2 protein-coding genes are annotated in these 1,174 nt (G+C 57.9%); both read left to right on the top strand.

What is annotated here, in order from left to right; all coding sequences use genetic code 11:
- Positions 1-660, top strand: a 660-nt coding sequence (locus tag AABE20_RS10235) for a DUF932 domain-containing protein (RefSeq protein WP_408740864.1), incomplete at its 5' end; no start/stop codon positions are given.
- 84 nt (positions 661-744) lie between these two features.
- Positions 745-1,174, top strand: a 430-nt coding sequence (locus AABE20_RS10240) for a hypothetical protein (RefSeq protein ID WP_338332972.1), incomplete at its 3' end; no start/stop codon positions are given.

Genomic DNA, 1,174 nt, shown 5'->3' on the forward strand with positions numbered 1-1,174 from the left:
GATACCAACTGGAAGGTGCCCGGTGTCATCGACTGGGCGACCATGACCCATAATCCGTATGTGGATATCACGAAGGAGACGACGACGCTCTACGCATCAGATCGCGATGTTTTTCTGTTCCTCGTGGACGATACACACCCGATTGAGGCCGGACGCCTGCCCAATGGCGATCCCGATCTCTATTTCCGGGGTTTCTATGCGTGGAATTCTGAAGTCGGCAGTAAAAGCCTTGGTATTGCGTCATTTTACCTGCGCGGAGTGTGCCAAAATCGCATGCTCTGGGGCGTCGAAAATTTCGAACAGATCACGATCCGGCATAGCAAGTTTGCAGCATCCCGCTTCGTGCATCAGGCGACACCAGCGCTCCGGAATTTCGCCACGGCCAGCCCGGCCTCGTTTGTTTCCGGTATCCAGGCTTCGCGTCGGGCGCTGGTGGCCAGAACCGATGATGATCGCGAAAGTTTCCTGCGCCGTCGCGGGTTCTCGAAACCGGAAACCGCGAAGATCATCGAAACCGTGCTGCACGAAGAGGGCCGCAAGCCCGAGAGCGTGTTCGATTTCGTGCAGGGGATTACCGCACTGGCACGCACAAAAGCCAATCAGGATACGCGGCTGGATCTGGAAGAAAAGGCCCGCAGGCTGATGGAGCGTGCGTCCTGAAAGCCGCTTTTCTGTATTTCCGCCAATACGTTTTTACGAGCCCGGCCCCTGCGCCGGGCTTTTTTCGTTTCGGGAGTTTTTCCGATGGCTGATTTTTTCACGCATTTTTCCTGCGTGCTCGACGTGGGCACGGTGGACAATGCCGCAAAGGGGCTCGATCTCTACAATGAATTCATGGACGAACTGGCGGCGGAAGACCCGCCCTCTGACGGTTTCATTCTGTCGATCGTGCCTGAATATGGCGGCACGAAACTCTGGATGCACGATGAGACGACCGGAGATCCGCATCAGGTTGTGGAGTTCGTGCTGCGCTGTGCGCGAACATTCCGGTTGCGGGGCCGATGGGGATTCCAGTGGGCCAATACGGCATCCCGCCCCCGGATCGGCGCCTTCAGCGGCGGCGCGCATCTGCTTGACCTTGGCAGGCGCAAAGCGATTTCATGGATGACCACTGATCGCTGGCTGGCGATTGCCCTGGACGGAGGCAATCCCGACACAGGAGGGCAAGGCGATG

Source organism: Acetobacter zythi (assembly GCF_963921165.1).
In the GTDB taxonomy this organism is placed as follows: Bacteria; Pseudomonadota; Alphaproteobacteria; order Acetobacterales; family Acetobacteraceae; genus Acetobacter.